This is a genomic window from Paraburkholderia azotifigens (genome assembly GCF_007995085.1).
Taxonomy (GTDB): Bacteria; Pseudomonadota; Gammaproteobacteria; order Burkholderiales; family Burkholderiaceae; genus Paraburkholderia; species Paraburkholderia azotifigens.
In genome coordinates, this window is record NZ_VOQS01000003.1 from 1,601,007 (window position 1) to 1,625,089 (window position 24,083).

Annotated in this window: 15 protein-coding genes and 1 pseudogene; 12 read left to right on the forward strand and 4 right to left on the reverse strand. The window is 62.7% G+C overall.

All coding sequences use genetic code 11. The annotated features are described in order from the left end of the window. Positions 1–34: 34 nt before the first annotated feature. Both FRZ40_RS24395 and FRZ40_RS24400 read right to left on the reverse strand, forming a co-directional pair. The gene (locus FRZ40_RS24395) at positions 35–640 is read right to left on the reverse strand and encodes a short chain dehydrogenase (protein ID WP_028370063.1); all 606 of its coding nucleotides are present in this window, start codon (positions 638–640) and stop codon (positions 35–37) included. A gap of 169 nt (positions 641–809) precedes the next feature. Then, positions 810–1,259: a DUF3005 domain-containing protein gene (locus FRZ40_RS24400; protein WP_147235856.1), complete on the reverse strand. Its 450-nt coding sequence runs from the start codon at positions 1,257–1,259 to the stop codon at positions 810–812. A 286-nt stretch (positions 1,260–1,545) separates the two neighbouring features. Between FRZ40_RS24400 and FRZ40_RS24405 the strand changes: the two genes are divergently transcribed. From FRZ40_RS24405 to FRZ40_RS24425, 5 genes are all read left to right on the forward strand, one after another. After that, positions 1,546–1,779, forward strand: a complete 234-nt coding sequence (locus FRZ40_RS24405) for a hypothetical protein (protein WP_028370065.1) — start codon at positions 1,546–1,548, stop codon at positions 1,777–1,779. A gap of 160 nt (positions 1,780–1,939) precedes the next feature. Continuing rightward, a complete protein-coding gene (gene epsC / locus FRZ40_RS24410) occupies positions 1,940–2,872 on the forward strand; it encodes a serine O-acetyltransferase EpsC (RefSeq protein ID WP_028370066.1) in 933 nt (310 codons plus the stop codon). A gap of 39 nt (positions 2,873–2,911) precedes the next feature. Beyond that, positions 2,912–3,739: an AraC family transcriptional regulator gene (locus FRZ40_RS24415; protein WP_147235857.1), complete on the forward strand. Its 828-nt coding sequence runs from the start codon at positions 2,912–2,914 to the stop codon at positions 3,737–3,739. Positions 3,740–3,836: 97 nt separating this feature from the next. Beyond that, the gene (locus tag FRZ40_RS24420) at positions 3,837–4,715 is read left to right on the forward strand and encodes a DMT family transporter (protein ID WP_147235858.1); all 879 of its coding nucleotides are present in this window, start codon (positions 3,837–3,839) and stop codon (positions 4,713–4,715) included. A 214-nt stretch (positions 4,716–4,929) separates the two neighbouring features. Then, complete coding sequence (locus tag FRZ40_RS24425) at positions 4,930–5,883, forward strand: IS5 family transposase (protein ID WP_147235859.1); 954 nt, start codon at positions 4,930–4,932, stop codon at positions 5,881–5,883. Between the two features lie 788 nt (positions 5,884–6,671). On the opposite strand, the gene folE is transcribed toward FRZ40_RS24425, so the two are convergent. Then, positions 6,672–7,301 carry a GTP cyclohydrolase I FolE gene (gene folE, locus FRZ40_RS24430; RefSeq protein WP_028368188.1) on the reverse strand — a complete coding sequence of 210 codons (630 nt, stop codon included), beginning with the start codon at positions 7,299–7,301 and terminating at the stop codon, positions 6,672–6,674. A gap of 105 nt (positions 7,302–7,406) precedes the next feature. Next, on the reverse strand, positions 7,407–8,330 hold the full coding sequence (locus tag FRZ40_RS24435; protein WP_028368187.1) for a LysR family transcriptional regulator: 924 nt from the start codon (positions 8,328–8,330) through the stop codon (positions 7,407–7,409). A 117-nt stretch (positions 8,331–8,447) separates the two neighbouring features. Here FRZ40_RS24435 and FRZ40_RS24440 point away from each other — a divergent pair, with 117 nt between their 5' ends. The 7 genes and pseudogenes from FRZ40_RS24440 to FRZ40_RS24475 all read left to right on the forward strand — a co-directional run bounded on the left by FRZ40_RS24440 (position 8,448) and on the right by FRZ40_RS24475 (position 24,076). Further along, entirely contained in the window at positions 8,448–9,626 is a 1,179-nt protein-coding gene (locus FRZ40_RS24440; protein ID WP_147235860.1) for a 4-hydroxybenzoate 3-monooxygenase, read from the forward strand. Positions 9,627–9,933: 307 nt separating this feature from the next. After that, the gene (locus FRZ40_RS24445; RefSeq protein ID WP_028368185.1) at positions 9,934–10,635 is read left to right on the forward strand and encodes a 3-oxoacid CoA-transferase subunit A; all 702 of its coding nucleotides are present in this window, start codon (positions 9,934–9,936) and stop codon (positions 10,633–10,635) included. Positions 10,636–10,646: 11 nt separating this feature from the next. Further along, positions 10,647–11,306 carry a 3-oxoacid CoA-transferase subunit B gene (locus FRZ40_RS24450; protein ID WP_028368184.1) on the forward strand — a complete coding sequence of 220 codons (660 nt, stop codon included), beginning with the start codon at positions 10,647–10,649 and terminating at the stop codon, positions 11,304–11,306. Between the two features lie 148 nt (positions 11,307–11,454). Further along, positions 11,455–12,819 carry a 3-carboxy-cis,cis-muconate cycloisomerase gene (locus FRZ40_RS24455; RefSeq protein WP_147235861.1) on the forward strand — a complete coding sequence of 455 codons (1,365 nt, stop codon included), beginning with the start codon at positions 11,455–11,457 and terminating at the stop codon, positions 12,817–12,819. Positions 12,820–12,840: 21 nt separating this feature from the next. Beyond that, complete coding sequence (gene pcaD / locus FRZ40_RS24460; protein WP_147235862.1) at positions 12,841–13,632, forward strand: 3-oxoadipate enol-lactonase; 792 nt, start codon at positions 12,841–12,843, stop codon at positions 13,630–13,632. Then, positions 13,629–14,020, forward strand: a pseudogene (pcaC, locus tag FRZ40_RS24465) (4-carboxymuconolactone decarboxylase). The gene pcaD and the pseudogene pcaC overlap by 4 nt, the downstream one beginning before the upstream one ends. A gap of 714 nt (positions 14,021–14,734) precedes the next feature. Further along, complete coding sequence (locus FRZ40_RS24475; protein WP_147235863.1) at positions 14,735–24,076, forward strand: hemagglutinin repeat-containing protein; 9,342 nt, start codon at positions 14,735–14,737, stop codon at positions 24,074–24,076. Positions 24,077–24,083 lie beyond the last annotated feature (7 nt).

Below are 24,083 nucleotides of genomic sequence, written 5' to 3' on the forward strand. Positions count from 1 at the left end.
ATGTGCGCCCGCCAACCGACACCGGGCGAAGTGTCTAGTACCCGACGCGATACACCCGCCCTGTCTGCGCGCCCTCGACGCTGCGCAGATACGCCTGCGCGGCTTTCTTCGCATCGACGGGCTCGAAGCCGCGGAAGAACGGCGCATAACTTTCCATCGATTCCGTCAGCACAGTCGGACTGACGACGTTGATGCGGATGCCGCGCGGCAGTTCGATCGCCGCGCCGCGCACGAAACCTTCGAGCGCGAGGTTCACCGTGGTCGCACTGACGCCAAGCCGGATCGGTTCGTCGGCGAGAATGCCCGTCGTCAGCGTGAACGAGCCGCCGTCGTTCACGTACTTCTGCGCGGCGAGCACCACGTTGATCTGTCCCATCAGCTTGTCGCGCAGGCCGACCCAGAACTGCTCGACGCTCATCTCGGGCAGCGGCCCGAAGTGAACCTTGCCGGTGGTCGTGACGACGCCGTCCACCTTGCCGAGGGCTTCGAACAGACGTTCGACGCTGGCGGGATCCGTGCTGTCGACCTGATGCGCGCCGCGCGTCGCGCCGACTTCGATCACTTCATGCCGCGCTTTCAATTCGGCGGCGACGGCCCGGCCGAGCGTGCCCGTTGCGCCGATCACGACGATTTTGCTCATCTTCCGCTCCGTGGATGAAATTGCACCGATTGTGCTGACCGTTTCAATCGGGAAAAAGATGTGCGCGCGACGAAGTCATGAAACCGGCAGTTTCGAATCGCATGCACTTTCGATCGATACAGACATCATGTGACGCGCCTTCGGGATGACGCGTCACATGACAAACCGCTCATTTCACGCGTTCGAGTTCGATCAGGCGAGTAGGTCGCTGGTGATTGAGCGCGTAGTGGATGCGGCCGCGCAGCCGCTCGCCTGCCTGCGTTCGCGGTTCGTGAAAGCGGTCGTCGAATTGCTCGACGACCTCGGGTGCCGTCATGCCCTTGTCGATCAAGCGATAGCCGGGCTCCAGCGCGAGCAGCAGATGGTTTCCGCCGATGCGGCTGTCGAATCCCGCCACTTCCGCATAGGGATCGTCGGGGACGCTGTTGACGAGCGATGCATTGCTCGTGGTGATTTCGTCGGGGCCGATCGGCGCTTGGCCCGCGATGCGCGCGGCCTCGTGGTTCTTGCTGTCGGTATCGACCGTGCTGTCATGCGTGCGGTCGTTATGCATTTCGGCGCTGCGTGCGACGTCGGTGCCCGATTGCGTCGCCGGTACTTTACGGGTGTTGAGGCTCATTTGACGCCCTCCTTTTACTGATGCCCTAAAGCATAGGATAGGAGCAAAAGTTGTTCCGCGTGAGCGCCCGATTACCTGGCGAAGCGCGCGCGACGGCGCTTCGCGCAAGCCGAAATTTTTTACGAATTTTTTTGGTGGACGCTCTTTTCCTACAGAGTATGATTCTGGTTCGAGTGCAGCAAGACCACATAACAGCACGATCACGGCGGTCTCGGCGATTGCTTCGATACACGGCATCGCACTCGCAAAAAGGACCATCTATGAAGCAGTCAGGGGCGGGTGACTCATGCACGTTGATGCTGCATTCACACATCGTGGCTACTTGCTGAACTGTGCGCCGGCGCGTGCAGGCGATGGAACTTGGCAACCGTATGTCGTCGTCTCGCGCTCCAGCGATGGCGAACTGGTCGCCAACCGCTTCTTCCCCACCGATCTCCGCTTTACCGACGAAGCCGCTGCTATCGCCCATGCTCGCGACTGGGCAGTGCGCTGGATCGACGCAAGCAGTATCACCGTCTAGTCCGTCATCTGCTACGCACTGCCGCGCATGCAACGGCCTCGTCTGCGTGAGCCATTCCTTATGCGAATCGCACACACGCCCGACGGCGCGTGGCGAAACGCGGTAATCTCTGGGGACAATTCACTTTCGTTGCGCTCGAAGCGCGACTGCCGTCCTCGCCATGTCAAACGTTTCTTCCCACAACTGGGGCCTCGAACAGATCGTCGCCGAACTGCGCGCATCGCGTGAGGAACTCCATCGCACGCGTCATCCGCGCGGCATTCGCGAACTGCCTTCGCGCGACGGCGTGATCAACATCGTTGCGGGGCTGCGTGCCGCGCTGTTTCCAACACATTACGGCGCGCCCGATCTGACCGACGAAAGCGTCGACTACTACGTCGGCCATACGCTCGAGAGCACGCTGCGTCTGCTCGCCGAACAGATTCGCCGCGCGTTGCGCTTCTTGCCCGAGCACGCGGAGACGTCGGATGCGGAGCTGAGCACACGCGCGTTCGATGTCGCGCGCGAGTTCGGCAAGCAGTTGCCGGGCATCCGCGCGTTGCTGGTCAGCGATATCCAGGCGGCGTACGTCGGCGATCCTGCCGCGCAGCACATTACGGAAATTCTGCTGTGCTATCCGGGCGTGTGGGCGATGACGCATCATCGGCTCGCACATGCGCTGCACAGACTCGGCGTGCCGCTGCTTGCGCGCTTCATCAACGAGATCGCGCATTCGGCGACGGGCATCGACATTCACCCCGGCGCGCAGATCGGCCCGAGCTTTTTCATCGATCACGGCACGGGCGTCGTGATTGGCGAAACGGCCATCATCGGCGAACGCGTGCGCGTCTATCAGGCGGTGACGCTCGGCGCGAAGAGTTTTGCCGCCGAAGACGACGGTACGCTCGTGAAGGGCAAATCGCGTCACCCTATCGTCGAAGACGACGTCGTGATCTACGCGGGCGCGACGATTCTGGGCCGTGTGACGATCGGGCGCGGTTCGGTGATCGGCGGCAACGTGTGGCTCACGCATAGCGTGCCGCCCGGCAGCAGCGTCTCGCAGGGCAAGATCCGCGAAGGCGAGCGCGGCCGCCACGACGACGGACGGCGTTGATGTCCACACGTCGTTTCGTCTGCTCAGGCGGCTGACGCGATGAAGCCGCGCGGACGCGTCCAGATGCTGCGCTGTGCGCTCGACGGCGTCGAGGCGACCGTCGCGCATACGACGCATACGTTCGCGCGTCATTCTCACGACCGTTTCGGCTTGGGTGTGGTGATCGCGGGCGGGCAGCGTTCGGCAAGCGGACGCGGTCCCGTCGAGGCGCGCGCGACGGATGTGATCACTGTCAATCCAGGCGAAGTGCACGACGGCAGTCCGCTCGACGAACGCGGACGCGCATGGCGCATGTTGTATTTCACGCCGTCGCTGGTCACCGCGACGCTTGCCGAATGCGCGCGGACACCGCTGCGGGAAGTGGAGTTGACGCGTCCGGTGCTGAACGATCCGCAACTGTCGATGTGCTTTGCGCGCTTGTTCGAAGTGGCTGTGCACGATACGAACGAGGGCCCGGTTTCGGACAATCTCGCTTGCGAAGAAGCGCTGCTTGCGCTGTTTGCGCATGTCGGCAGGCATTACGCGACGTCGGCGCCGCCCGGACCTGAGCGCAATAGATCGATTGCACGGGCAAAGAGCCGTATCGACGACGAACCCGCGTCGGCATCGACGCTCGCCGATCTCGCCGCCGAAGCCGGCATGAGCCGTTTCCAGCTGCTGCGGAGTTTCGCGCATGAAGTCGGTTTGCCGCCGCATGCGTACCGGATGCAGCGCCGCGTCGTGCTGGCGCGTCAACTGATCGCGCAGGGCACGCCGCTCGCGGACGCCGCGGTGTCCGCGGGTTTCTCCGATCAAAGCCACATGACCCGCGCGTTCGTCCGGCTGTTGGGCGTGACGCCGGCGGGTTACGCGGCGGCTGTCCGCTGATCCGTCTGCCCGCATTCCAACTCTCTGCAATAACGTTCAAGACCGCGCATCGACGCGAACCGTACGCTTGCCGCATCGTTCGATATGAGGAGGCGGCATGAACGCGCGTTACACAGGCTATGTTTTCTGCTCGCTGGCGATGCTCGGCGTGGGCAGCACCGTGGTCGTCAGCAAGGCGATCGCGGGCGGCCTGCCGCCGTTCTCGGCGACCGCGTTGCGCTTTGCGATTGCGTTTCCGATTTTTCTCGCGATGATGCGTGTGCTGAAGGTTCGATGGCCGAAGCCTGGTGCGCGCGATGCATTGCTGCTGATCGCGCAGGCGGGCGCGGGAAGTGTCGGCTACACGGTTTGTTTGATCGGCGGAATGCGACTCGCGTCGGCGGCTGACGCGGGCGTCATCGCGGGGACGTTGCCGGCTGTTTCTGCCGCGTTTGCGGCGCTGGCCTTGGGCGAGCGGTTATCGCCGGGGTTGGTGGGTGCGATCGTGCTCGCGACGTTGGGTGTGATGGTTTGTACTGTGCGCTTTGGCGAGCTTGCTGCTGGTACGGGCGGCGGACATTCTCTCGTGGGGAATGCGCTGGTGTTTGCAGCGATTGTCTGCGAGGCGCTGTTTATTCTGCTCAATCGCAAGCTGCGTACGCCGGTTGCGGCGTTGCCGTTGTCGGCGCTGATGAGTGGAATCGGGTTTTTGGTGGCCATCGGGCCTGCTTTTTATGAGCAACCGTGGAGGTTGCCTGTCGATGCTGGTGCTATTGCAGGTGTCGTGTATTACGCGCTCGTTCCTACCGTGCTTGGGTTCGTGCTTTGGTATGCGGGGGCTGCGCGCCTCAGCGGCGCAGAAGCTGGAGTTGTCACGGCATTGGTGCCTGTGTCTGCTCTCGCGCTTGCTGTTGGCGTGCTGGGGGAGGCTGTTGGTTGGGCGCAGATTGTTGGGGTTTCGTTTGTGTTGTTGGCTGTGGTGCTGGCTACCAGGTAGGGGGTTTTTGTCTGCGACGCAGTCGCCATTCTGGTTTTTTGTTTTTTTCGCTGGCATCCGCGATTTCGTATCCGTACTTCATGCGTTGCCCCTGTGCGGGGCGGCACTTACTTTCTTTGCCGCCGCAAAGAAAGTAAGGGAATCTCTGCAAAAGTCCTGGCATTGACGTGAGCTTGAACTATCCTGGGATCAGGAGAATTCATGGAGTGGCGTGATGACACAGCTTGGTCTTGGTCTGGATCTGTCGACGAAGCGCACCCGCAAGCGCGAGTTTCTCGATGAGATGACGCGTGTGGTGCCGTGGCAGAAGCTGATTGCGCTTGTCGAACCGCACTATCCGAAAGGCAAGACTGGCCGCCCGCCTTTTCCGATCCAGACGATGCTTCGCATTCACTTCCTGCAACAATGGTTCAGTCTCTCGGACCCGGCGATGGAGGAGGCGCTGCACGACATACCGCTGTACCGGGAGTTCGCGCTGCTGGGCACGGGTATGACGCGCCTGCCTGACGAGAGCACGATCCTGCGATTCCGGCACCTGCTTGAGGCCCATGAGCTGTCGGCCAGAATGCTGGCGACGGTCAACGAGATCCTGCAGGCGAAGGGCCTGATGCTCAAGGTGGGCTCGGCGGTCGACGCAACGCTGATTTCGGCACCCAGTTCGACGAAGAAGGCTGGCACGCGAGACCCCGAGATGAGCCAGACGCAAAAGGGCGGCAGCTGGTACTTCGGTATGAAGGCGCACATCGGAGTCGATGTGGAGTCGGGGCTGGTGCATACCGTGAAGTGCACGCCGGCGAATGTTCACGACGTCACGGTGGCGCATGAACTGTTGCACGGCGACGAGCAGGTTGCGTTTGCCGATGCGGGCTACGTGGGCATCGAGAAGCGAGGCGAAACGGGTGCCGTCCAGTGGCACGTGGCGATGAGGCCGAGCAAGCGAAGAAAGCTGGACAAAAGCAAGCGGCTCGACAGAATCTACGAGAAAGTCGAGCGGCTCAAGGCGGGCGTGCGGGCGAAGGTTGAGCACCCGTTTCGGGTGCTCAAATGTCAGTTCGGCTATCTGAAGGCGCGGTATCGGGGACTGGCGAAAAACACGGCGCAGATCGAAACGCAGTTCGCGCTGATCAATCTCTGGTTGGCTCGCGGGGTGCTCGGTAAAGCGAAATGAAGGGCGAAGACGCCCCCCAAAGGCGCAGCGTCCACGCGCAAGATGCGACCGGCATCGGTTCAACACAGCGTGAATGAGGACGCGAATTCCACTGCGCGCGTGCCAGTTAGAGATCCCAGGCAGAAAACGGGTTGTTCAGACCTTCCTAAGCAAAGAAAGCGGGCTAACACCGCCAATCCTAGTTGTTGCCTGCGGGCCCCCACGGGTCCCGCACTCCACGCGGCATCGAGCTACTCAATGCCCGTTGCCAGCGCTCTCGGATTCGCATCACCCGCTTCGCGTGCCCGCGTCACGAGTTGCGTTACCAGAATGTCCACGGCCGCCCAGGTGGCAAACGGTGTGTAGGCCGTCGCGACGGAAGTGCACCACTCCGGACTGAAAAGCGGGATCGGTGTCGTAGGAGCGCGAACGCGTAAGGTGCGACACCCTACACACCGTTTGCCACCTGGGCGGCGCAGACGGCTCGCTGCCGTTGGCTGGGCTACGGGTGACTGGAGCGGGTGAGGCGCCTGTCAAAGGCGTTGGCAACGCACATGAAATAGCGTGTTGCCGCGTGGAGTGCGGGACCCGTGGGGGGCCCGCAGGCAAACACAAGGATTGGCGGGGTGAGCGGCTTTCTTTTGCCTACTTTTCTTTGCCGCTGCAAAGAAAAGTAGGTGCCGCCCCGCACAGGGGCGACGCGTGAAGTACGGATACGAAATCGCGGATGCCAGCGCAGCAAAAAAGCAAAAAAGCAAAAAACAAAAAAACCAAAAACCTAAACGGCGACTGCGTCGCAGACAAAAAACCTACGTATTAGCAACGCTAACGGAAGTAGGACTATTAACGATCGACAAAAACTCCCTCCGCGTAGAAGCATCGGAGCGAAAAGTCCCTAGCATCCGGGACGTCACCATCTCGACCCCGGCCTTATGCACGCCGCGCGTCGACATACACTGATGCGACGCTTCGAGAATCACCCCGACGCCCTTCGGCTGCAATACTTCGTTGAGCGTATCGGCAATCTGCACCGTCATCTTTTCCTGAATCTGCAGCCGCTTGGCAAACGCATCCACCAGACGCGCCAGTTTGGAAATCCCCACCACGCGATGTTCAGGCAGATAAGCAACATGCGCCCGCCCAATGATGGGCACCATGTGATGCTCGCAGTAACTCTCGAAGCGAATGTCCTTCAGCACGATCATCTCGTCGTAGCCGTCCACCTCGGAAAACGTGCGGGCCAGAATCTCCCGCGGCTCGACGTTATAGCCCGCAAAAAATTCTTCATACGCTCGCACGACGCGCGCAGGCGTATCGAGCAGCCCCTCGCGCTGAGGATTGTCGCCCGCCCAGCGCAGCAGCGTGCGCACGGCTTCTTCGGCCTCCTCCCGGGACGGCCGGCCGGGGGTGTCGGTGGGCGTTGTTTTCTTCGTCGTCATTCTTCGCTCCAGTTCCAGTAAAACGCGCATCGCACGTCGGGCCATTGTTCCATGTTTCCCGGCCCTATGCCCAACAGGGATATGCATCACCGCCTGATGCAAGCGCTACTTCGGCCACTCGTCCTGCGCATCGTTGAACAGCTCGGCGACCACGCCGCGCAGCCAGCTCGCGCGCGGATCGTTATGAAACTTGCGATGCCAGTGCTGCCGCAAGTCGAAGCGCGGCAGCGGCAACGGCGGCTCGACCAGCGTGATCGACGCATGCTCCGATACATACGCGAAACCGATCGCGTGCGGCACGGTCGCGATCAGATCGGTGCGCGCAAGGATGAACGGCAGACTCATGAAGTGCGGCGTTTCCAGCACGGCGCGGCGCCGGATGCGCTTTTTCTCCAGATACTGTTCGAGCACTTCCTGGCTGCGCCCCTCGGCGCGCACGACAGCGTGCCCAAGCGCGATGAACTGTTCGAGCGTCAGCGGCGCGCCCGCGAGCGGATGGTCGCTGCGCATCAGGCAGATGAAGCGGTGCGTGAACAGACGCTGCTGAAAGAAGTTGTTGCCGGAAAGATCGGGAAAGTAGCCGACGGCAAGATCGATGTCGCCCGACTCCAGACCGCGTTCGACATGCGCCGGCGGCAGCGACACCGAGCGCAGATTCGCATGCGGCGCGCGCTCGGCGAACAGCTGCAACAGACGCGGCAGAAAGACGATTTCGCCGACATCGGACAGCGCGAGCGAAAAGGTCTGCGTCGAGGTCGCGGGATCGAAGTCCTGCGATTCCAGCATGCCTTTCTCGATGCGCGCAAGCGCTTCGCGTGCGGCAGGAATCAGCGCCAGCGCGCGCGGCGTCGGCTCCATGCCGCGCGACGTGCGTACGAACAGCGGATCATTGAAGTATTCGCGCAGACGGCCAAGCGCGGTGCTCACGCGCGGCTGGCTCACGCCGAGACGTTCGGCGGCGCGGCTCACGTTGCGCATGTCTTCGAGCGCGACGAGGTAGGGAATCAGGTTGAGATCGAGTTCGGCCATGCTGGGGCGCGTCATTGGCTTCGAGCCGCGCATTATCTATAAACCGTATACAGACTACCTTGAAAATCTCGTTGTGGCATATTCGGGAAAGCGACGAGAATCGACGGGAGACACGCGATGCGTATTCAAGTGGCGATCATCGGCGCAGGCCCCGCCGGCCTGCTGTTGTCGCATCTCCTGCGGCTCGCGGGCATCGGATCGATCGTGCTGGAGAGCCGGTCGCGCGAGCACTGCGAGCATCGGATACGCGCGGGCGTGCTCGAGCAGGGCACCGTCGATACGCTTAGCGAAGCCGGACTCGACGCGCGCATGCAGCGTGAAGGACTCGTGCATCACGGCATCGAACTGCTGTTCGAAGGCAAGCGCCATCGCATCGCGCTGTCGACGCTGACGGGCGGCCGCGCGATCACCGTGTATGGCCAGCATGAAGTGGTGTGCGACATGATCGCGTCCGCCGTCGAGCACCGGCAGGCGCTGTATTTCGATGTATCCGATGTTGCACTGCACGATCTCGCGACCGCCAGGCCATGGGTTCAGTTCACGCACGATGGCGCAGTGCAGCGAATTGATTGCGACTACGTGGCAGGTTGCGATGGTTTCCACGGCATCTCGCGCGAGTCGATTCCGCCCGGCGCGCTGCAACGCTTCGAGCGCGTCTATCCGTACGCGTGGCTCGGCATCCTGACGCACGCCGCGCCGAACTGCGACGAACTCGTCTATGCGCATCACGCGCGCGGCTTTGCGCTGTTCAGCATGCGCTCGCCCGACGTGACGCGTCTCTATCTGCAATGCCGCCCCGGCGAAGATCTCTCGCAATGGTCCGACGAGCGTATCTGGATCGAACTTCACGCGCGCTTCGAGAACGATGACGGCTGGCTGCCCGCCATCGGCGACATCACGCAGAAAGGCGTGACGCCAATGCGCAGCTTCGTGTGCGAGCCGATGCAATACGGCCGCCTCTTTCTGGCCGGCGACGCTGCGCACATCGTGCCGCCGACAGGCGCGAAAGGCATGAATCTGGCCGTCGCCGACGTACGCGTGCTCTCGAAGGCGCTTGCTGCCCGCTACCGGGACGGCCGCGACGATCTGCTCGACGTGTACTCGGCCACCTGCCTCGAGCGCGTCTGGCGCGCGGAGCATTTCTCGTACCTCATGACGAACATGCTGCACCCGTCGCTCGACGATTCGCCGTTCGTCGAGCGGCTGAAGCTGGCGGAACTGAAATACGTGACGAGTTCGGATGCAGCCTCGCGGATGCTGGCAGAGAATTACGTCGGGTTGCCGTTTCGCGATTGATCCGGCGAGCGGCGCGGCATCAGGGCAAACCACAGAAACCCTTGCCTTGACAAGAGACGCGGGCGCAAACCATAATGCGCCGGTACGTTCGCTAAACGAAACTGTGTTCGCATAAAGAACTTTTCGGAGTTCGACGGCGGCGCGGAAGCGGACGGCGAACCCAACACATGCGGCCTGCAGCAGGTCTGCATGCCGTCAGCAGGACCATGAAGGGCGAAAGCGGACGTGGAGACCGTCCGGCGCGCATCCCGTCTGTGAAGCGGCGGGTCGTGCGGCGCGGAACGACGCGTTCCAGAGGATATTCGACATGATCAACAAGATTTTCGAGTCACTCCAGTCGGCTGTCGCCGACGTGCATGACGGCGCGACCGTCATGATCGGCGGCTTCGGCACGGCGGGCATGCCGTCCGAACTGATCGACGCGCTCATCGAGCAGGGCGCCAAAGAACTCACCATCGTCAACAACAACGCCGGCAACGGCGACACGGGCCTCGCCGCGCTGCTGAAGGCGAAGCGCGTGCGCAAGATCATCTGCTCGTTCCCGCGCCAGACGGACTCGTATGTCTTCGACGCGCTCTATCGTGCGGGCGAAATCGAACTGGAACTCGTGCCGCAGGGCAACCTGGCTGAGCGCATCCGCGCGGCGGGCGCGGGTATCGGCGGCTTCTTCACGCCGACGGGCTACGGCACGAAGCTCGCGGAAGGCAAGGAAACGCGCGAGATCGACGGCAAGCACTACGTGCTGGAAGCGCCGCTGCACGCCGATTTCGCGCTGATCAAGGCGTACAAGGGCGACCGCTGGGGCAATCTGGTGTACCGCAAGACGGCGCGCAACTTCGGCCCGATCATGGCGAGCGCTGCGAAGACGGCGATCGTGCAGGTGTCGGAAGTGGTGCCGCTCGGCGCACTCGACCCCGAAGTGATCGTGACGCCGGGCATCTTCGTGCAGCGCATCGTCGAAGTGCCGCAAGCCGCGCATCTGACGCAACGCCCCGAACAAGCCGCCTGAAGGAGACCGACATGAAACGACTGACCCGCGATGAAATGGCGAAGCGCGTCGCGCAGGACATTCCTGAAGGCGCGTATGTGAACCTCGGTATCGGCGTGCCGACGCTGGTGGCGAACCACCTCGACGCGAACAAGGAAATCTTCCTGCACAGCGAAAACGGCCTGCTCGGCATGGGCCCGGCGCCCGCGAAAGGCGAGGAAGACGACGAACTGATCAACGCCGGCAAGCAGCACGTGACGCTGCTGACGGGCGGCGCGTTCTTCCATCATTCGGATTCGTTCGCGATGATGCGGGGCGGCCATCTCGACTACTGCGTGCTCGGCGCATTTCAGGTGTCGGCGACGGGCGACCTCGCGAACTGGCACACGGGCGCGCCCGATGCGATTCCCGCTGTCGGCGGCGCGATGGATCTGGCCATCGGCGCGAAGCAGGTGTTCGTGATGATGGAGCATCTGACGAAGCAGGGCGAAAGCAAGATCGTCGCCGAATGCTCGTACCCGGTGACGGGCGTCGGCTGTGTGGACCGCATCTATACGGACCTCGCGATGATCGACGTGACGAAGGACGGCCTCGTCGTGCGCGAAATCTTCTCGGATATCGATTTCGCGGAACTGGAGAAGCTGACGGGCGTCGCGCTGATCGACGGCACGCAGCAGGCTCGCGCGGCCTGAGGCTTGCTCGCAAGCCGCCTCGACAGGTAATGCAAGCACGCGGGCAAATGCGCGCGTGACCTCGCCGCGGCGTTCGGCGACAATGAAACCGAACGCCGCGCGCTTTCTGCGCGAACCCAACGCGCATTCATCCAACGCACTGAACATCATGCTAGAAGCTAGCGCCCGCTTGACTGGCCTGATCTGCGGCACGCAGCCGATGAACGACATCTGGTCGCCGCGCGCGACGCTGCAACGGATGCTCGATGTCGAAGCGGCGCTCGCGCGCGCTTCGGCGGCACACGGCGTGATTCCGCAATCGGCCGTCCCCGCGATCGAAGCGACCTGCCACGCGGACAAGCTCGATGCCGACGCACTCGTCGGCGACGCCGCGCTCGGCGGCAATCTCGCGATTCCCCTCGTCAAACAGCTGACCGCGCGCGTCAAGGACGCCGATGCGCAAGCGTCGAAGTTCGTCCACTGGGGCGCCACGAGTCAGGACATCATCGATACGGCGACCGTGCTGCAACTGCGCGACACGTTCGATCTGCTCGACGGCGCGCTCGTGTCCACCTGCGATGCGGTCGCCGCACTTGCGCAGCGGCATCGCGCGACGCCGATGATCGGCCGCACGTGGCTGCAACAGGCGCTGCCCATCACGCTCGGCCTGAAATTCGCGCAATGGCTCGATGCGCTGCTGCGTCACCGCGAGCGGCTCGCTGCGTTGCGCGAGCGCGCGCTCGTGCTGCAATTCGGCGGCGCGGCAGGCACGCTCGCGAGTCTGCGCGACAAGGGCGGCGCGGTCGCGCAAGCGCTGGCGCAGGAATTGAAGCTGCAGTTACCCGCCGTGCCGTGGCACACGCAGCGCGACCGCATTGCCGAGGCGGCGTCGTTTTTCGGCATGCTGATCGGCACGCTCGGCAAGATCGCGCGCGATATCTCGCTGCAGATGCAGACCGAACTCGGCGAACTCGGCGAACCGGTTGCCGCAGGCAAAGGCGGATCGTCGACGATGCCGCACAAGCGCAACCCGGTCGGCTGCGCGGCCGTGCTGACGGCGGCAACGCGCGCGCCGGGCCTCGTCGCGACGGTGTTCGCGGGGATGGTGCAGGAGCACGAGCGCGCGCTCGGCGGCTGGCAGGCCGAATGGGATGCGCTGCCCGATCTCGCACGTCTCGCGGGCGGCGCGCTCGCGAATATCGAGCAGATCGCGAAGGGGCTCGAAGTGAATGTCGAACGGCTCGCCGCGAATCTCGACGTCACGCACGGTCTGATTCTCGGCGAAGCGGTCATGCTTGCGCTCGGCGACAAGATCGGCCGGCTCGATGCGCACCATCTCGTCGAGCATGCGTCGAAAGAGGCTGTGAGAAGCGGCAAGACGTTGTTCGAGGTTCTCGCCGCCGATGCAACCGTCACTCAGCATCTGCCCGTCGAGCAGCTGAAACGCCTGCTCGATCCGGCGCATTATGTCGGCAGCGCGCACGCTTTCGTGGACGCCGTGCTGGCTCTTCATACCACGCGCAAGAACGCGTGAACCAACATCAGGAGTAAAGGAATGCCTTACGCCGCAGTCAATGGTATCGAGCTTCATTACCGGATCGACGGCGACCGGCACGGCAATGCGCCGTGGCTGGTGCTGTCGAATTCGCTCGGCACCGATTTGTCGATGTGGACGCCGCAAGTCGCCGAACTCGCCAGGCATTTCCGCGTGCTGCGTTACGACACGCGCGGTCACGGTCATTCGGAAGCGCCGAAGGGACCGTATTCGATCGAGCTGCTGACGGGCGACGTGATCGGCCTGCTCGACATGTTGAAGATCGCGCGCGCGAACTTTTGCGGGATCTCGATGGGCGGGCTGACGGGTATCGGTCTCGCGGCGCGCTATGCGGACCGTATCGATCGTGTCGTGCTGTGCAATACGGCGGCGCGCATCGGCTCGCCGGAAGTGTGGGTGCCGCGCGCGGCGCGGGCGCGTACGGAAGGCATGCTGACGTTGTCGGACGCCGTGCTGCCGCGCTGGTTCACGGCGGAGTTCATCGCTCGCGAGCCGCTGGTGTACAACTATGTCCGCGACGTTTTCGTGCACACCGACAAGGAAGGTTACGCGCTGAATTGCGAGGCGATCAACGCGACCGATCTGCGGCCCGAGGTGCCCGGCATCAAGGCGCCCGCGCTGGTGATCTCCGGCACGCACGATCTCGCCGCGACGCCTGCGCAGGGCCGCGAACTGGCCGCTGCGATTCCGGGCGCGCGTTATGTCGAGCTGGACGCATCGCACATTTCGAACATCGAGGTGGCCGACACGTTCACGAAGACGGTACTCGACTTCCTGAAGGGACAACGATGAACGACGATCAACGATATGACGCGGGCATGAAGGTGCGCCGCGCGGTGTTGGGCGATGCGCATGTGGATCGTTCGCTGGCGAACCGCACTGAGGTCACCGAGGAGTTTCAGAATTTCATCACGCGGTATGCGTGGGGGAGATCTGGACTCGGGAGGGGTTGCCGCGGCATACGCGCAGCTTGCTGACTATTGCGATGATGGTCGCGTTGAATCGCGGCGAGGAGCTTGCTTTGCATTTGCGTGCTGCGCGGAATAATGGCGTGACGCGGGAGCAGGTTAAAGAGGTTTTGCTGCAGACCGCTATTTATTGTGGCGTGCCCGCCGCTAACTCCGCGTTTCATCTGGCTGACAAGATTTTTAAAGAGCAAGATCAAGAAGGGAGCGCCTGACGGTTGGCGCGGTGTTGTTTTTGCTTCTGCGAAGCCGTGTGGATGTTGTCGTCTGCGCGGCTTTTTTGTTTGTTTTGCTGGCCTCCGCGGTTTGTTGTCGGTTTGCTAGCGTCGCCCCTGCGCGGGGCGGCACCTACTTTTCTTTGCAGCGGCAAAGAAAAGTAGGCAAAAGAAAGCCGCTCACACCGCCAGCCCGTGTGATTACCCACGGGCTCTCAACGTCCCCATCCCTCGCACGACAGCGCTCTTGCCTGTCTTCGTTGCCATCGCTCTGAATGAGCGCCTCACCCGCTTCAATCACTTCTTCAATGGTGCGCGCCAGCCCTTTGCACGGGCCCCTTTGAGGCAAACGGTGTGTGTAGCGGTCTGGTAGTTCCGACAGGCAGATAGGTTGCTTCGCTGTCAGTTTCGCCTCGTCATCTTGTTTGTCCCAGTCGATTCAGGATCGTCCTCCCATCGGTCTGTTCAAGGAAATTAGACCACTACAGTGCGTAACCATTGGCCTGTGAGCATCCTCGGGCTAGGCCATTTCCGCCCCGCCGCAAGCGGGCTTTTTTTCGTCTCGAACTTGCGACATTTTGGCCTCGGCAATCAGAAAAGACCGATTTTTCCCCCTCTGTTGCTTTGTCGTGCCTCTTTGCAGTTCTTGACAGAAGCGCTTCAATGATTCCGATACGTTTACAGATTCTTGTTAGTTCGTACAACAAATAAAAAGTGAATCAAAAGAACTATCGATTGGTCTTTAGCCGTTTGCACGGCATGCTCGTCGCGGTCGAGGAAAGCGCGACAGGTTCAGCTAGACCCGCTGGCGAAACGCGCGCTACGCGATGTGCATCGAGAAACGTAATCCGTTCGACACTGCGCAGTTTCGTTGCGCTGCTGCTTGCTGTCGCGCCTGTGCTGGCCTTCCCGCAGATTGTTCCCGGCGGCGCGCATGCGCCTGGCGTCATCAATACGCAAAACGGTATCACGCAGGTGAACATCAATCGACCGTCCGGTGCGGGCGTGTCGATGAACACCTACAACCAGTTCGATGTTCAGAAGAGCGGCGCGATCCTCAACAACGCGAATCGCATTGCGAACACACAGCAGGCGGGCTACATCAACGGCAATCCGAACTTCGGGCCGAACGATGCCGCCAGGATCATCGTCAATCAGGTCAATTCGAACAACGCGAGCCAGATCAACGGCTATGTGGAAGTCGCGGGGCCGCGCGCCGAAGTCGTGATTGCGAACGGCTCGGGAATCAGCGTGAACGGCGGCGGCTTCATCAACACGTCGCGCGCGATCCTGACGACGGGCACGCCGAATTTCGCCGCCGATGGTTCGCTTGCGGGTTTCAACGTGATGGGCGGCAACATCACGGTGACGGGCGCGGGATTCAATGCGTCCGATGCCGACCAGGTGGATCTGCTGGCGCGCGCGGTGCAGGCGAATGCGGCGATCTATGCGAAGAACCTGAACGTCATCACGGGTGCGAACGCGGTCGATCACGATACGCTCAATGCAACGCCTATCGCAGGCAGCAGTCCCGCGCCTGGCGTATCCATCGACGTGTCGGATCTCGGCGGCATGTACGCAAACCGTATCGTGCTTGTTGGTACGGAGAACGGGGTTGGCGTGTCGAACAAGGGTGTGCTCGCGGCACAGGCGGGCGACCTCATCCTGACTACACAGGGCAAGCTCGTGCTCGCGGGACAGACGAACGCGAGCGGCAACATCAGCGTGTCCGCGCGCGACGGCATCGATAACAGCGGCACGACCTACGCGCAGCAGAGCGTCAACGCGAACACGTCGGGCGCACTGAACAATAGCGGTGTGCTGGCGGCGCAGCAGAACACGACCGTTAGCGCGGGAAGTGTTACATCGACGGGCACGCTCGGCGCAGGCGTCAACGGCGACGGCACGATTGCGAATTCGGGCGACCTTTCGGTTTCTTCAACTGGCGCGGTCACGGCAACCGGCCGCAACGCAGCGGGCGGCGACGCGACGATACAGGGCGCGTCCATCAACCTCGCGGGCAGCAGCACATCGGCGAAAGGCGCGATGACACTCGCCGCGAACAGTGGCGACCTGAACCTGTCGGGTGCAACCGCCACGGCGGGCACGACCCTCGACGCAGCCGCAACGGGCACGCTCACCAACGATAACGGTGCGCTGTCCTCGGGCGGTGCGCAGACCATCACGGCAGGCGCGCTGTCGAACCGCAACGGCCAGATCGTCTCTGGCGCAACGCTCACGGCGAACGTCGCGGGCGCGGTCTCTAACCAGGGCGGCGCGATGCAGGCCGCGGGCGCGCACACGTTACACGCGGGTTCGCTCGACAACTCCAGCGGGCACATTGCCTCGCTCAATACGGATGGTCTGAGCCTGACAACGACGGGCCTGCTGGACAATGGTGCAGGCGGCACAATCGGCGGTAATGGCAATGTCACCATGCAGGCGGGACAGATTGCCAGCGCCGGTTCAATTACGGCGGTTCAGACACTGATCGCGAGCGCCGTGCAGTCGATGTTCAACAGGGGGACGTTCGCGGCCAACGGCAATGTCACGCTGGCGGCGGGGACGACGCTGACCAATACAGGCACGATTGCGGCCGGTCATCTGGCGACGCTCACGGCGGCAACGTTCGACAATAGCAGCGGCACAACGAACGCCGACCAGATCGCACTGCACGCGACGAACCTCGTCAATCACGGCGGCAGCATCGCGCAGACGGGCACGGGTACAACGACCCTTGACGTGACAGGCACGCTGGATAACGCCAGCGGCACGCTGCAGACGAATGCGACGGACCTGACGCTTTCACCCGCTGCGCTCGTCAACGACCAGGGCACGATCGCGAGCGCGGGTACGGGCACCCTGTCGGTGAACACGGGTTCACTGTCAAACAACGCGGGCACGATCGCAACCAACGGCGCGCTTGCTGTGCATGCGGGCGGGACATCGAATCGCGGCGGCACGCTGGCGGGACAGTCATCGGCGACGCTCACCGTTGCATCGCTCGACAACAGCGCGGGCGGCTACGTCGGCGCGCGGACGGTGTCGGTGGCGGATGCAGGCGCGCTCAACAACGCTGGCGGCACGATCCAGGCAAACAACACGCTAGGCGTCTCCGCGCAGTCGCTTGCCAATGACGCCGGCACGATCGCGAACGGCGGCACGGGTGCAACGACCGTGGCGGCGACGGGCGCGCTGACCAACACCGGCAACGGGATGATTGGCGGCGACGGCGATGTCTCGGTGTCGGGCGGCAGCATCGGCAACTCGGGCGGGACGGTTGTCGCACGCGGCGCGGCATCGGTGCAATCGGGCAGCACGCTCGCCAACCGCGCCGGGATGATCCAGAGCAACGGCAACGTTGCGGTGTCGGCGCAAGGCGCAATCGATAACACGGGCGGACAGATCGAGGCAGACGGCGCGGCGGCGACGCTCGCAGTCACGGGCACATCGCTCGACAACACGAACGGCCGCATCGCGAACACTGGCGCGGGCGCGACCGCGATCAACGCGAGCGCGATCACGAACAGCAATGCGGGCGGCGCGGCGGGCGCAGGCACCATCGGCGGCAATGGCGATGTGACGGTGAACGCGCAAACGCTGTCGAATACGAACGGCGCACAGGTGCTGTCGGGCCATGACCTGACGTTGATCGTTGCGCAGCTCGCCGACAACACCAACGCGTCGCTTTCAGGCGCGCACAACGTGACGCTGAACGGCCCGAACGCGGCAGTTATCAATGCGGGCGGCTCAATCCACGGCAACGGGGTGGTTACGCTGAACACGGCATCACTGGACAACACGAACGGCCGCGTCGGCAACGATCAGGGCAGCGGCGGAAACGTCGCGATCAGCACGGGCGCGCTCGTGAACCAGCGCGGCGCAATCGGCAGCGATCAGAACCTGACGGTTACGACCGATACGCTGACGGGCAACGGCAAGATCATCGCGGGCAACGACGGGACTGTGACCATTGCCAGTGACTACACGCTCGCCAACGCGAACCAGATTCAGGCGAACCACAACCTCAGTTTCACGACGGCCGGAACATTCACGAATCAGGGCACGCTCGGCGCGGTGAACGCGCTGACTGTGAACGCCGCGAACGTCGACAACCGGGCGGGCGCGGACCTCAATTCCTCGAACACGACGGTCAACGCACAGAACGCGATCACAAACGAAGGCCGCATCGAAGGCGATGCGGTGACGACGCACAGCACGTCACTGACGAACACCGCGACGATTGTCGGCAACACGGTGACGCTGAACGCCGGTTCGATCGCGAACACGGGCGCGGCGGCGGTCATCGCCGCAGCGTCGGCCGTCAACCTGTACGGAATGGACATCTCGAACACGGGCGGCGCGACGATCTTCAGCCTCGGCGACATCAACATCGCGGCGGACGGCACGCGCGACGCAAACGGGCTGCTCGTGAACCGCGCAAATTCGGTGACGAACGACCAGTCGACCATCGAGGCACAAGGCAATATCGAAGTCGCCACGCAGACACTGGCCAACACGCGCCCCGCGCCCACGGTTGAGACGGCGGCGACCGGCGTCGAGACGGTCCACCAGACCAGGCGCGACAAGTACATGGCGTGCGCGACGACGAACGGCGACAAGGGGTATTGCACACAGCAGATGTGGGACAACGGCTATCGATCTCCGCTGAATGCAACCTACAGCAGCGCCGATGTCGTGTCGACTTCGACCGGCCCCAACGCGACTGACCGCGCGATGGTCGTGAACGTCAATGGCTCACCGCAGACGATCTACTACAACAGCATGACGGCCAACGGCGACGGCACGGTCACGGTCAGCTACTGGGACGACTACAACCCGAACGTCAACTACGACCCGGCAACCGAATACGCATCGCGCAACGACGCGCACCACGGCTATCAGCGCGTCGAGATCGCGCGCGATACGGCGACCACCACACAGCAGGACCAGGTGACGGGAACGTCGGCGCAGCAGGCTCAACTGGTCGCGGGCGGCAACATGACACTCGCCAACGTCGGCACGGTGAACAACGCCTATAGTGCGATTGCCGCAGGCGGCTCGATCCAGATCGGCAGCCCGGCACAAGCCGGTGCGCAAAACGGCACGCTCGACAGTGGCAGCAACGGCACGTATGGCGGCACGGCCGTCAACAACACGGGACAGACGCTCTACCAGTACCAGCGGCAGGACATCGTCTCGACCTACGCGTGGAACGAGGACATCACGCGTGACGTGGGCCAGGTAGTCGAGCCGTCGATCATGCTGTCGCCCGTTGCGATCGGCGGTACAGGCGGCACGATCATCGCGAACAACGCGGTGCAGATCAACGCGGCGAACGTCAACAACACGAACGTCGCGGCGGCGAATTCGGCGACGGGCGCAACAGGCGGCACGCTTGGCGCAAACGGGGCCGTAGGCGGCATGACAGGCGGCAGCACGCAAACCGTCAATCTTGCGACGGGGCAGACGCAGACCATCAATGCGCCGCAGTCGGTCGCGGGCGCGACGGGCGCGCTGAACATCACGTTGCCAAAGAGCGGGCTGTACACATTCAATACAGCGCCAGGTGCGTCTTACCTGATCGCGACTGATTCACGCCTGACCCGCTATACGAACTTCATTTCGAGCGATTACATGCTCGGACAGTTGGGCCTTGATCCGTCGAAGGTGGAAAAGCGCCTGGGCGACGGTCTGTATGAAGAACAGATGGTGCGCAACCAGATCACGCAACTGACGGGCCGCGTGTATCTGCAAGGCTATACGAACAACGAGGACGAATACCGCGCGCTGATGACCAACGGCGTGAACGTCGTGAAGGAGTTCAGTCTCGAACCGGGCATGGCGCTGACGGCCGCGCAGATGGATGCGCTGACGAGTGATATCGTGTGGCTCGTCAACCAGACCGTCACGCTGCCGGACGGCAGCACGCAACAGGTGCTTGCGCCTGTCGTGTATCTCGCGCACGCGCACGCGAACGACCTGCAACCGACGGGCGCGCTGATCGCAGCCGACGATGTCGAGATTCACGCGACGGGAAGCGCCGTGAGTTCGGGCGTCATCAAGGGCGGCTTGCAGACGGTTATCAGCGCGACGGACATCGTGAACCGGGGCGGCGCGATCGGCAGCAGCAGCGCGAACGGGACGACGGTCATCTCGGCGACGAATGATGTGGTGAACGCATCGGGCCAGATCACGGGCAATCGTGTCGCTGTGCTCGCGGGTCACGACATCGTGAACACCACGTTAGTCGACACCGTTGGCTTGAGTTCGACGGTTAGCAACAGCAGGGTGAACCAGACGCTAATCGGTGCACAGGGCACGATAGCATCGACGGGCGACATGGTGATCGCGGCGGGCAATGATCTGAACGTACATGGCGCGCTCATCAACGCGGGCGGCAATGCGCAGATCACGGCCGGTCATGACGTCAACATCGATACGGTTGAAGCGCAGACGTCACAGTCAGTCACGAAGAACGCGAATCACCATTGGGAATCGGGCGCCACGGCGAACGAAACCAGCGCGATCAGCGCGGGCGGCAGTCTCGCGATGCAAAGCGGCAACGATATGACGTTCAGGGGCGCGACGGTCAGCGCAGGCGGCGACATGGCTGCTGTTGCGGGCGGCAATCTGACGGCCACGTCGGTCACGAACACTGAGTCCAACAACAATGTCGCGACCGACGACAGGACGCGCAAGGAAGTCGATCGCAGCTATGACGAACAGGCTGTCGGCACGGCGTTCAAGGCGGGCGGCAACGGCATGCTTGCGGCAGTCAGCACTGACGCGACCAAAGGCAATGTGACGCTCACGGGCTCGTCGCTGTCGACGGACACGGGGGCGGCGAACATCGCGGCAACGGGCAACGTCACCATCAACGATGCGCGCGAGGAACGCGACAGCTATACAGCAACGCAATCGAAGCGCGGCAGCATCGTCCACGGATCGACCACGGACGAGATGAGTGCATCGCAGGCGAACATCGGCGTCGGCAGCACGATCTCGGGCGATACGGTCGATATCCGGTCGGGCAGGGATCTGACGGTCCAGGGCAGCAATGTCGTCGGCACGAACGACGTGAAACTTGCCGCGACGGGCAACGTGAACATCACTACGTCGCAGGATGCGCAAAGCACGCAGAGCGACTCTCAGAAGCGCGAATACGGTTTCCTTTCGGGCCTGAATCCGCTGAACCAGCTTGACGGTGGCTTGCAGGGTTACAGCATCGGATCGCGCAAGACGACGGATGCGCAGCAGGCGACGCAGGTGACGAACAACGCGAGCACGGTTGGTTCGCTGAACGGCAATCTGGGCGTCACGTCGGGCGACGATCTGCATGTGACGGGCAGCACCCTGCACGCGGGCAACGACCTGAATCTCGCGGGCAAGACTGTCACGGTCGACGCCGCACAAAACCTGTCGACGCGGAACGAGCAGCAGTCGTTCAGTCAGACGGGTATCACGGCGGGGTTGAGCAGCCCGGTTATCGCGGCAGTCCAGACTGCGAACCAGATGCGCAGGGATGTGAAGCAGACCAGGGGCGATGCGCGGCTCGATGCGCTGTCGGCAGCGACTACGGGACTCGCTGGCAAGAATGCTTACGATGCCGTGGCGAGCGATCCGGGCCATCTCGGCGGCGTTGGCGTCAACGTATCGCTTGGTTCGAGCCACAGTCACAGCAACACGTCGGCGTCTTCCACTACTGCTGCGGGCAGCACGATCAGCGCGGGGCACAACGTCAACATCGTTGCGGCGGGTGCCGGCGCGAACAGCAATATCAACGTGACCGGCAGCGATGTCACGGCGGGCAACAACGCTACGCTCAACGCGCAGGGCAGCATCAACCTGCAGGCCGCGCAGAATTTGGACAGCATGCGCAGCGAGAACAGCGGTTCGAATGCGAGCATCGGCGTCACGATCGGCGTTGGTCAGCAGAACGGCATCTCGTTCCAGGCCGGCGTGTCGGGCACAAAGGGCCACGGCAACGGCGACGATGCAACGTGGACGAATACACATGTCAACGCAGGCAATGTGCTCACGCTGCAATCCGGTGGCGACACGAATCTCGCGGGCGCGGTGGCGGACGGGCAGCAGGTCGTCGCGAATGTCGGCGGGAACCTGAATGTCGAGAGCTTGCAGGATACGAGCCATTACGACTCGAAGCAGGCAAGCGGCGGCGTATCGGTGAGCGTGTGTGTGCCGCCGATCTGCGCGGGCAGTTCGAGCGTGTCTGCGAACTTCAATCAGGAGAAGCTCAACAGCAACTATGCGAGCGTGACCGGGCAATCGGGCATCAAGGCGGGCGATGGTGGGTTCCAGATCAACGTCAAGGGCAATACCGATCTGAAAGGCGGCGTGATCGCGAGTAGCGATGCGGCGGTCGACAATGGCCTGAACAGTCTGACGACGGCAACGCTGACGCATTCGGACATCGAAAACCGTGCGTCGTATAGCGGTTCGTCGGTCGGCATCAGTGGGGGCTATGGCGGCGACATCGGCAAGACCCAGCGTGGCACGGCGACCAATGTCAATCCGGTTCCGGGGACGACATTGCCGGGTGCAGGCGGCGTGACGATGGCCCCTCCTGTCGTCATGGGTGCATCGGGCGATGCCAGTTCGATGACGAAGAGCGCGATCAGTGGCGGTGCAATCCGCATCACCGATGGCAACAGGCAGCAGCAACTGACCGGGCAGACGGCCGACGAAGCCGTCGCGAGCATCAGCCGCGATACCACTGGCACGCAGGCCACGATTGCACGGATCTTCGACAAGGACAAGATCGAAGCCGGGTTCGATATCACGAGCCAGTTCATCAATCAGGCCGGGACGTTCGTGAACAACCGGGCGAAGGAAGCGGATGCGGCCAAAGCCGCCGCCAACGATCCGAAGCTGAGCGCGGAGCAGCGCGCGGCGGCACAGCAGCAGGCCGACCAGCTCAATGCGGAATGGGGGCCGGGCGGCTCGTATCGTCAGGTGTTGACTGCGCTGACGGTGGCAGCGGGCGGCAACGTGACCGGGAGCATGGGCCAGTTTGCGCAGAGCGCGACGGTGGCGTATCTCCAGGAGCTCGGCGCAAATCAGGTCAAGCAGATCGCCGATTCGATGGATAGCGACACGGCACGCGCCGCCTTGCATGCGATTGTCGGTTGCGCTGGCGCGGCGGCGAGCAGTCAGAGTTGCGGTTCAGGCGCGATGGGTGCGGCGGCAAGCTCGGTGCTTGGCACTCTTCTTGGACCGACGGCCAACATGTCGGCGGCAGACCGCGAGGCGCGCGAGAACCTGGTGACGAGTATCGTGGCCGGGATCGCGACGGCGGGTGGTGTAAATGCTGCAACCGCGACAGGCGCGGGGCAGATGGAGGTGGAGAATAATCAGTTGGCGCCGCCGATGGCCTCGCCGCCTGCGTGGCTGGCGGGGTTCAGGCTGCCGGGTTTCAGGGGGGAGACAGCGGGCAAGGGCGATGGTGTGATCGCGGATCCGGCGACCGAGCTTGATCGGACGATCAAGGCGGGTACGCCGATGACGACGCCGTCGGGATCGAAGGTGATCGACGACATCTTCAAGATGCCACCGGTTGTGAATGTGGCCAAGGGGCTGATTGACTATGTGATAACGTCGGTGAGCGGGGCGGGCTCGGGGTATGGGCGCGGTAATGCCACGCTGAACAGCGGGAACAAAGACGGAATAGTAGATAGTCCTGTCTATAACCCAAATGGGGCGAATCGAGCGGCCGCAAACAGTTCAAACTGGTCGGATGCTTCGCTAGACCAAGCAGTCAAAGATATCGCGGGGCCGAATCCCCAAGTCAAGTACACTCAGTCCGGGAAGACGGTCTATACGAATCCTGTGACTGGCGATTCTGTCGTTTACGACAACGCCGGAAATTACTTCAGAGTCGAGAGTGCCAGCGGCCCGTACTTGGACAAGAGTGGAAATCAAATTCCAAACAACGTTCTATTAATTAAGCCGGATAAGACAACGCAGACGGGAGTATCGTCAGATATAAGAAATGGTCTGACTCATTTCAACAATATTGACCCAATTAAAAAGTGAGGTCTAT

What these genes read in the sequence shown, in the direction of transcription:
- FRZ40_RS24425 (WP_147235859.1), top strand. Translation starts at nt 4,930, where the DNA reads ATGACACAGCTTGGTCTTGGTCTGGATCTGTCGACGAAGCGCACCCGC.
- pcaD (WP_147235862.1), top strand. Translation starts at nt 12,841, where the DNA reads ATGCCTTACGCCGCAGTCAATGGTATCGAGCTTCATTACCGGATCGAC.
- FRZ40_RS24400 (WP_147235856.1), bottom strand. Translation starts at nt 1,259, where the DNA reads ATGAGCCTCAACACCCGTAAAGTACCGGCGACGCAATCGGGCACCGAC.
- epsC (WP_028370066.1), top strand. Translation starts at nt 1,940, where the DNA reads ATGTCAAACGTTTCTTCCCACAACTGGGGCCTCGAACAGATCGTCGCC.
- FRZ40_RS24415 (WP_147235857.1), top strand. Translation starts at nt 2,912, where the DNA reads ATGAAGCCGCGCGGACGCGTCCAGATGCTGCGCTGTGCGCTCGACGGC.
- FRZ40_RS24420 (WP_147235858.1), top strand. Translation starts at nt 3,837, where the DNA reads ATGAACGCGCGTTACACAGGCTATGTTTTCTGCTCGCTGGCGATGCTC.
- FRZ40_RS24440 (WP_147235860.1), top strand. Translation starts at nt 8,448, where the DNA reads ATGCGTATTCAAGTGGCGATCATCGGCGCAGGCCCCGCCGGCCTGCTG.
- FRZ40_RS24450 (WP_028368184.1), top strand. Translation starts at nt 10,647, where the DNA reads ATGAAACGACTGACCCGCGATGAAATGGCGAAGCGCGTCGCGCAGGAC.
- FRZ40_RS24395 (WP_028370063.1), bottom strand. Translation starts at nt 640, where the DNA reads ATGAGCAAAATCGTCGTGATCGGCGCAACGGGCACGCTCGGCCGGGCC.
- FRZ40_RS24435 (WP_028368187.1), bottom strand. Translation starts at nt 8,330, where the DNA reads ATGGCCGAACTCGATCTCAACCTGATTCCCTACCTCGTCGCGCTCGAA.
- FRZ40_RS24405 (WP_028370065.1), top strand. Translation starts at nt 1,546, where the DNA reads ATGCACGTTGATGCTGCATTCACACATCGTGGCTACTTGCTGAACTGT.
- FRZ40_RS24445 (WP_028368185.1), top strand. Translation starts at nt 9,934, where the DNA reads ATGATCAACAAGATTTTCGAGTCACTCCAGTCGGCTGTCGCCGACGTG.
- folE (WP_028368188.1), bottom strand. Translation starts at nt 7,301, where the DNA reads ATGACGACGAAGAAAACAACGCCCACCGACACCCCCGGCCGGCCGTCC.
- FRZ40_RS24455 (WP_147235861.1), top strand. Translation starts at nt 11,455, where the DNA reads ATGCTAGAAGCTAGCGCCCGCTTGACTGGCCTGATCTGCGGCACGCAG.